Below are 7,756 nucleotides of genomic sequence, written 5' to 3' on the forward strand. Positions count from 1 at the left end.
GACGGAGAATATGACGTCCTGGTGTCGACCACGATCGTCGAGAGCGGGCTGGACATTCCAACGGCGAATACGCTGGTCGTGCACCGGGCCGACATGTTCGGCCTGGCGCAACTGTATCAGATCCGGGGTCGGGTCGGCCGGTCCAAGGCGCGGGCCTTCGCCTATCTGACCACCGATCCGGTCAAGCCGATGACCCTGTCGGCCGAGCGGCGCCTGCAGGTGCTGCAGTCGCTGGACAATCTGGGCGCCGGTTTCCAGCTGGCCAGCCACGACCTGGATCAGCGCGGCGGCGGCAACCTGCTGGGCGACGAACAGTCGGGACACATCCGCGAGGTGGGCGTCGAACTGTACCAGCAAATGCTGGAAGACGCCGTCGCCGAGCTCAAGGAAAAGGGTGAGGCAGCGTCGGTCGATCGCGGCTGGTCTCCGGCCATCAACGTGGGCGCTTCCGTCCTGATTCCAGAAGATTACGTGCCCGACCTGAACGTTCGTCTCAGTCTTTATCGCCGTCTGTCGGACGCCGAGCAGAGCGAGGATCGCGAAGCCCTGGCCGCGGAATTGATCGACCGCTTCGGCCCCTTGCCGGACGAGGCGCGACAACTGCTCAAGATCGTCGGGATCAAGGCCAACTGCCGCCGGGCCAATATCGAGAAAATCGACATAGGGCCCAAGGGCGCGGTCCTGACTCTTCGCGACAACATTTTCCCGAACCCGGCGGGTCTGATCGGCCTCATTCAGAAGAACCACGCCTTCTGGAAGATCCGACCGGATCAGAAGATCGTCGTGACGGGAGAATGGCCCTCGGCGGAAGACCGACTGAAGGTCGCCGAACGGATAACCGCCGACCTGGCGCGGGTGGCGGCCGCCTGATTCTTAGAGTTGGCCGACCTTGGCGAACAGGTCGGTGGAAGCGCGTTCCAGCAGCAGGCCCGGCGTTTCGCCGGGCCGAAGTTCGGCCGCGCCGACATCGAACTCGGCGACGAAGGGCGAGCGGTCGGGACCGGCGTCGAAGGCGGTGCAGCCGATGACCGCCGCGATCCGCTCGGCCGCCAGACGCGCCGCCTCGCCCCGCGTCGCCGGCAGGGCCAGGGCGAAGACCTCCTTGGCCAGGCGCGCCGCGGTATCCTCGACCCGGACCAGGCGCGAGATCATGGCCCCGATCTGGGGCATGGCGCGATCCAGCCAGCCGCCCTGACGAGCCAAGGTGACGGCGTCGCCTTCGCGAACCCGGAGCACGCACACCGAAAGAGGTCGGCGTCGGGCGCGCGAAGCCTCGGCGACGCGACCCAGGTGGGCGGCGAACAGCTCGGCGGTGAACAGGCCCGTCGATGGGTCCATCAGTTCCAGGCTGCGAACCGAATCCAGAGCCTTTCGTATGGTCAGTTGGCGGCGATGCGACTGGGCCAAGGCCAGGACGCGCTCGGCCGTCTCCATCTCGGGCGTGTCGGAGGAGGCGACGTCGGCGAAACCGCGATGAAACAGCTCGCTCAGATTAATCTCGTTCTTGCCCCGCAGATAAAGCATCAGCGGGATGTGGTAGAGGCGCGTGTTGCGCTTCATCCCCGAGGCGATGGACAGGGCGGGGGCATGATCGTCGGCGCCCCACAAGACGGCCGCGTCGAAGCTGCTTTCATGCAGGAAGTCGAAGGCGGTGTAGGGCGTGGGAGCGGCCACGACTTCCGCCCCGCCGGCCGCGAGCGCGTTCGACAGCGCCAGAAATCGCCGGTCCGCGGCGCCCGCTGCCAGGATGCGCAACGGCGGCTCTTCCGAGGCGCGTGTATCCAGGCCTACGCCGCGCGCCGCCAAGGTCGAGGTGCGAAGGCGGAACTCCTCCTCGGCGATGGCGGCGCGAATCAACTGCTCCAGCCTCAGCGAAGCCTGGACCGGGTGCGGCGCCTTGGACATGGCGAGGTCGGCGCCGGGGGCGGCCTCCGGGCGAGCGCCCACCACCATCACGGGAAGGCGGCGCGGTTCGGCGGCGTGGCGCAGGCGGGCCAGCGCCTTGGATGTAAAGCTTTCGGCGTCGACGATGGCGGCTTCCAGCGGGAAGTCGCCCAGCGTGGCCTCGGCCGCTTCCAGCGTACGCGCCGTGACAGTTCTCCAGCCCAACGCGTCCAGCCCCGCCGTCAGGCGATCGACCCGTTCGTCGTTCGACGCCAGAACCAGTACGCGCGTATCGAATTCCAAACCGGTCTTTCCCCCTGGGGCTTGCGCCGCATCCTTGGCCCCGCGAGGCGCCGTCAGCATAGCGAGGCGCGGGCGTGTCAGGCAATGTCGCAGGGTGGCCGGTCAGGGGAAATCCGAGGCGACACGGGAAGGGTTCCCATGTCGGACAAATCCGTTAGGTTCCCGCTCTTGTCGAGGCGGTCGAGAGAGTCCGGTTGAGCGCGCATCTTAGCCGCACGGTGCTGAAGGCGCCGGATTTTTGGGGCCGATTGGCGGTGCGGGCGTTCGCCCGCAGCTGGGGCCGCGACGTGATGCTCTACACCGGGGGCGTGTCCTTCTTCGCCTTGCTGGCCGTCTTTCCCGCCATCGCCATCCTGATCGGCTTCTACAAGCTGGGTCTGTCCATCGGTCAGGTCAGCGAGCAGGCGGCGGCCCTGGCGGACCTTCTTCCGGCCGCAGCGCAAGGCATATTCGAGGACGAGATCAGTCGGCTGGCCAACGCCTCTGCCCGCACCGTTTCCGCTCAGAGCGCCTTCGCCCTTCTGGTCGGCGCCTACGCCGCTCACCGGGGATTCAAGGCCTTGCTAGCCGGTCTGAACCTGATTCACGACGAAACGGAGCCGCATGGCTTTTTCCGCTTCAACCTGTTGGCCTTCTTCGTAGCCGTCTTCGCCTTCGCCCTGTTCACCATCGTTTCCGGCGCGGTGGTGACGGTGCGGATCATGGCGCACGCCGCCTCTCCGGCCGGCGCCCAGAGCGGCGGCGGATTGGGGCCGCTGGACACCCTGCTGCCGGCGCTTGGCCTCGCCTTGGGTCTGACGCTGCTCTACCGCTACGCCATGAGCCATCGGACGCCTGTCGCCTGGCTGCCCTCGCTGGTCGGGGGGCTGGTCGCGACCCTGATGTCCGTCGTGGCGTCCTGGCTGTGCGCCATCTACGTCGAGCAGATCGCGCCGCTGGGGGCCACCTATGGATCGGTCGGCGCCGTGGTGGTTCTGCTGATCTGGCTGTCTTGGAACGTCAACGCCATCTTCTACGGCGGCGCCTTCGCCACGGAGATGGAGATCGCCGCCCGGCGTCAGGCGCGACTGGAGCAGACGGCCGCGGGCGTCGTCAGCCTGTCGGAGCGTCGGGCCTCGCGGGGCCGGTCTCGACTGTGATCCGCAGCACGCCGTCGATCTCCTCGATAGCGATCAGCCGCCCGCCGACCTGATCCATCAGATAGGGAACGTCGATGCGCGCCATTGGATCGGTGGCCAGCAGCGCCAGTCGCGTTCCCTGGATCGCACCCCGCATGGCCTTCTGAAGTCTGAGACTGGGCGTCGGGCAGCGATGACCCCGTGCGTCGACGACGACCGGCGATGGGCTCACGCCAGTTGATCCGCCAACAGGGACAGCGCCACCCGCACGGCGGCCTGCCGCACCTGATCGCGGCCGATGTCGCCGAATCGCTCCTCGCGATGGAGCAGGCCTAGGGGTCCGACGGCGGCGAAATGCACCAGACCCACGGGCTTCTCGGGCGAGCCTCCACCCGGGCCGGCCACGCCGGTGATCGAGACCGCGACCGTCGCCTGGGAGTTCGCGGCGGCGCCTTGGGCCATGGCTTCGGCGGTGGGACGCGACACCGCGCCGTGGGCGGCCAAGGTCGCTTCGGGCACGCCCAGCATCTGCATCTTGGCGACGTTGCTGTAGGTGACGAAGCCCCGATCCAGGGCGACCGATGATCCCGCGATCTCGGTCAAGGCCGCCGCGACCAGGCCTCCGGTGCAGCTTTCGGCCGTGGCCAGCATCAGGCCGCGCGCGGCGGCGCTTGCGACGATCTGTTGCGCCTGAGCGCGTATGTCATCGGGGAACATGATCTTTTCATAGGCCGCGAGTCCGGCTCTAACCAGAGGCGATGACCCTCGCTGTCGACCCCGCTTCGCCTCGTCCCGACGTCAAGCGCGATAGGGCGACGCCGTGGATGTTCGCCGTTGCGATCTTCACCTCGGCCTGCCTGGTCTTCACGGTCCAGCCGATGGTCGCCAAGCTGGTGTTGCCGACACTGGGCGGTTCCCCCTCTGTGTGGAACGCTTCGATGGTGTTCTTCCAGACGGCGCTGCTGGTCGGCTACGGTTATGCGCATCTGCTTCAACGCATCACTGCGCTGCGAACGCAGGTCGCTATCCACCTGCTCCTGCTGGCGGCGGCCGCGCTGTTCCTGCCGTTGCGGATCAGCGGCGCGCTGGGCGATCCCGATCCTTCGGCGCCCACGGCGTGGTTGCTCGGAACCCTGGTCGTGTCGGTCGGGGCGCCGTTCGCGGTGCTGTCGGCCACGGCGCCCTTGCTCCAGGCCTGGTTCGCGAGGGTTCGCGCCGGCCATGCGGACGGAAAGAACCCCTATGTGCTCTACGCCGCCTCCAACCTGGGCAGTTTTCTGGCCCTGTTGGCCTATCCCGTCCTGATCGAGCCGCTGGCCAGCCTCTCGGGGCAGAGATGGGGGTGGACCGTCGGCTACGGTCTGTTCGTCCTGCTGGTGGGGGGACTGGCGCTTCTTGTGTGGCGGCGTCGATCGACGACCGGCGCGACGGCCGATCCCGAGGTCCTGGCTGCGAGCGCCCCGATGACCTGGCGCGAACGCGGCATGCTGATCCTGCTGGCCGCGGCGCCGTCCAGCCTGATGCTGGGAGTGACCGCGCACCTGTCGACAGACGTGGCCTCGGCGCCGTTCCTGTGGGTGGCGCCGCTAGCGCTGTATCTGCTGACCTTCGTGATCGCCTTCGAAGCCAGGCCGGCGATCGGCCTGCCTCTGACCTTGGCGATCCAGGGGTGCGCATCGGCCGCCTGCGCGGCGCTGATCGCCTTCCGGACGGGGGAGTGGGCGGTGATCTTCGCCGTCCATCTGGCCACCTTCTTCTTCACCGCGCTGATGTGCCACCAACTGCTGGCGGCGCGGCGGCCGGCGCCGGACCGGCTGACGGAATTCTATCTGCTGCTGTCGCTAGGCGGGGTCGTCGGCGGTGTGTTCAACGCCCTGATCGCGCCGGCGGTGTTCAATATGGTCTGGGAATATCCGCTCATCCTGATCCTGGTGGGCCTGTTTCGGCCTTGGGGGCGCGGTCCCCTGAAGAGATGGGAGGTGGCCTGCATGCTGGCGGGCGTGGCGATCGCCCTGACGCCCCCAGGCGTTCTGGAAGCGATGCGCTACAGCCCGGAGTTCCGCGCCCAGGTGCCTGAGCAGCACATGGTGCGCATGGCCCAGGCGGCGTTGGGTGTCGCTGCGTTGTTCGCCTTCCTGATCCGTGATCGCGCGGTGCTGTTCACCGTGGTGATCGCGACCATGGTCTGGTCCGGCTATCATATTTCCCGCGGGTACGATTGGGACCTGTCTGAGCGAAGCTTCTTCGGCGTGATGCGGGTCGCGACCACGCCGGATCCGGCGCTGGGCGGGCCGGTCCATGTGCTGATGCACGGCACGACCCTGCACGGGGCCCAGGCCCAGGCGGCCCGACACCGGTGCATGCCGACGCTGTACTACGCGACCTCGACGCCATTGGGGCAGGCCGCGCTGCAAGCCCAGGGCCTCAATCCCGACGGCGCCGTGATCGGCGTGGTGGGTCAGGGTGCGGGCGCGATGGCGGCCTACAAGCGGGCCCAGGATCGGCTGACCTTTTTCGAGATCGACCCGATGGTGGATCGGATGTCGCGTGACCCGCGCTGGTTCAGCTTTATCAATGGTTGCGCCGACGGACCGATTCGCACGGTTCTCGGCGATGCGCGCCAAACCATGAAGCACGAGGCGGCGGGATCGTACGACCTGCTCATCATCGACGCCTTCACATCGGACGCGGTGCCGACCCATCTGCTGACCATCGAAGCGATCAGGGGGTATCTGCGACTGCTGAAGCCGAACGGCGTCGTGGTTCTGCACCTGTCCAACAGGAACCTGGAGATCACCCTGCCGGCCGAGGCGGCGGCCCAGGCGTTGAACGTCCCCAACCTGCATCAGGTCTACATCGAGCGCGACGACACGCCGGTGATGGCCGAGGCGTCGACGGAGGCCATGGTCATCGCCCGAACCGAGGCGGGCATCGCACCCTATCGCGACGACGGCCGCTGGCGTCAGTTGCAACCGACCGACGTGCGGCCCTGGACGGATGACTATGTGAACCTGTTCGGCGCATTGATGCGTCAGTGGCGGTATTCAGCCGGTTGAGGGAGCGCGCGGCGGCGTGGAGCGTTCAGCACCCGATGACCGACAACAAGCCGCCCGTCCTGAAGAACCCCCGTCGCATGCTGAAGCTGTTGGGCGTGCTGCTGGGCGTGTTCGTCCTGCTGTACATCGGCGTCGCCGCCACCGCCTTCCTGCGCACCCAGGGCGGTGACGACCAGCGTCCGATGGGCGGCGATACGCAGTCGCCGGTGGAGGCCGCCCATCCGCCGACGTCAGGTTGATGCGGGCAGATCCACGGTGACGACGGCCTGAGCGGCCAAGCCTTCACCCCGGCCGGTGAAGCCTAACCCCTCGGTCGTCGTGGCTTTCACGCTGACGGCGTCGAGCGGCAATCCCAGCAGGTCGGCGATGCGCTGGCGCATCGCATCCCGGTGCGACTTCACCTTCGGCCGTTCACAGATCAGGGTCACGTCCACGTTGACGATGCGGCCCCCGCGCGCCTTTACCCGTTCAGCGGCGTGAACCAGGAAGCGGTCTGACGACGCGCCCTTCCACTTTGGATCGGTCGGCGGGAAGTGGTCGCCGATGTCTCCGTCTGCGATGGCCCCCAGCAGGGCGTCGGTCAGGGCGTGCAGACCGGCGTCGGCGTCCGAATGGCCGATCAGCGTCTGGTCGTGCGGCACCTCGATCCCGCATAGCCAGACGGATCCGCCCGGACCCCACCGATGGACGTCATAGCCCGATCCGATGCGGATCTGGCGGGGGAGCAGGGCCTCGGCCATGGCGAAATCCTCTGGATAGGTCAGCTTCATCAGGCGCGGGTCGCCGGCCACAAGGGCCACCCGGCCACCGTGTCGCTGTACGACCTCTGCCTCGTCAGCGGGCGGCTGCTCGTCGGCCCAGGCGGCGTAGGCCAGCTCGATGACGCTGCGCTTGAATGCCTGAGGGGTTTGCGCGCGCCAGAGCCCCTCGCGGTCGGCTACGCCCTCCATGGTCCCCGCTGGTCCCCGACGGAGGCTGTCGGCCACCGGCAGGGCGGGCAAGGCGCCGTCATGCGTTTCCAGCGCCTCAAGCAGGCGCTGAACAACCGCCTTGGGCAATAGGGGGCGCGCCGCGTCGTGGATCAGAACCGGCTGGCCTGGCGGACAGGCCAGGGCGGCCAGACCCGCGCGCACGGAAGCGGCCCGCGTCGATCCGCCCACGACCCCGCGCCATCCTTCTAGCCCTGCCAGTGTTTCCCGTGCCCGTGCTTCGGCGCCGGGAGCCAGCACGACCACGATTTCTTCGGCCCCCGCGGCCCGCAGCGCCTCGAAGGAGTGACGCAGCACGGGCTGCCCGCCCAAGTCGCGCCACTGCTTGTCCCCGCCGGCGCGAGAGCCCGATCCGGCCGCGACGATGATGTCTGAAAACCTCATGTCGCCTTCTAGAGCGCGCGCC

Annotated in this window: 8 protein-coding genes; 4 read left to right on the forward strand and 4 right to left on the reverse strand. The window is 68.0% G+C overall.

From position 1 onward, the window contains the following. On the forward strand, nucleotides 1–870 hold an 870-nt coding region (locus B2U11_RS04195), incomplete at its 5' end, for a TRCF domain-containing protein (RefSeq protein ID WP_292070158.1). A gap of 3 nt (nucleotides 871–873) precedes the next feature. Here B2U11_RS04195 and B2U11_RS04200 read toward each other — a convergent pair. Beyond that, nucleotides 874–2,187: a diguanylate cyclase domain-containing protein gene (locus tag B2U11_RS04200; protein ID WP_292070160.1), complete on the reverse strand. Its 1,314-nt coding sequence runs from the start codon at nucleotides 2,185–2,187 to the stop codon at nucleotides 874–876. A 290-nt stretch (nucleotides 2,188–2,477) separates the two neighbouring features. On the opposite strand from B2U11_RS04200, the gene B2U11_RS04205 reads away from it, so the two are divergent. Further along, a complete protein-coding gene (locus B2U11_RS04205) occupies nucleotides 2,478–3,326 on the forward strand; it encodes a YihY/virulence factor BrkB family protein (RefSeq protein WP_414632932.1) in 849 nt (282 codons plus the stop codon). Here B2U11_RS04205 and B2U11_RS04210 read toward each other — a convergent pair. Then, a complete protein-coding gene (locus B2U11_RS04210) occupies nucleotides 3,280–3,537 on the reverse strand; it encodes a sulfurtransferase TusA family protein (RefSeq protein WP_201217254.1) in 258 nt (85 codons plus the stop codon). The genes B2U11_RS04205 and B2U11_RS04210 overlap by 47 nt on opposite strands. Beyond that, entirely contained in the window at nucleotides 3,534–4,022 is a 489-nt protein-coding gene (locus B2U11_RS04215) for a CinA family protein (protein WP_292070164.1), read from the reverse strand. Before B2U11_RS04215 ends, B2U11_RS04210 begins: the two co-directional genes overlap by 4 nt. 41 nt (nucleotides 4,023–4,063) lie before the next feature. Here B2U11_RS04215 and B2U11_RS04220 point away from each other — a divergent pair, with 41 nt between their 5' ends. After that, nucleotides 4,064–6,361 (forward strand): spermidine synthase, encoded by a 2,298-nt coding sequence (locus B2U11_RS04220; RefSeq protein ID WP_292070165.1) that lies wholly within the window; start codon nucleotides 4,064–4,066, stop codon nucleotides 6,359–6,361. A 35-nt stretch (nucleotides 6,362–6,396) separates the two neighbouring features. Then, nucleotides 6,397–6,600 carry a hypothetical protein gene (locus B2U11_RS04225; RefSeq protein ID WP_292070166.1) on the forward strand — a complete coding sequence of 68 codons (204 nt, stop codon included), beginning with the start codon at nucleotides 6,397–6,399 and terminating at the stop codon, nucleotides 6,598–6,600. Here B2U11_RS04225 and B2U11_RS04230 read toward each other — a convergent pair. After that, nucleotides 6,592–7,734 carry a bifunctional 2-C-methyl-D-erythritol 4-phosphate cytidylyltransferase/2-C-methyl-D-erythritol 2,4-cyclodiphosphate synthase gene (locus B2U11_RS04230; protein ID WP_292070167.1) on the reverse strand — a complete coding sequence of 381 codons (1,143 nt, stop codon included), beginning with the start codon at nucleotides 7,732–7,734 and terminating at the stop codon, nucleotides 6,592–6,594. The two genes, B2U11_RS04225 and B2U11_RS04230, sit on opposite strands and share 9 nt — an antisense overlap. Between the last annotated feature and the right edge of the window lie 22 nt (nucleotides 7,735–7,756).

It is taken from the genome of Brevundimonas sp. UBA7534, from assembly GCF_002479325.1.
Classification (GTDB): Bacteria; Pseudomonadota; Alphaproteobacteria; order Caulobacterales; family Caulobacteraceae; genus Brevundimonas.

Coding starts and splice junctions, on each gene's coding strand:
- B2U11_RS04205 (WP_414632932.1), top strand. CDS start 2,478: ATGCTCTACACCGGGGGCGTGTCCTTCTTCGCCTTGCTGGCCGTCTTT.
- B2U11_RS04215 (WP_292070164.1), bottom strand. CDS start 4,022: ATGTTCCCCGATGACATACGCGCTCAGGCGCAACAGATCGTCGCAAGC.
- B2U11_RS04220 (WP_292070165.1), top strand. CDS start 4,064: ATGACCCTCGCTGTCGACCCCGCTTCGCCTCGTCCCGACGTCAAGCGC.
- B2U11_RS04225 (WP_292070166.1), top strand. CDS start 6,397: ATGACCGACAACAAGCCGCCCGTCCTGAAGAACCCCCGTCGCATGCTG.
- B2U11_RS04230 (WP_292070167.1), bottom strand. CDS start 7,734: ATGAGGTTTTCAGACATCATCGTCGCGGCCGGATCGGGCTCTCGCGCC.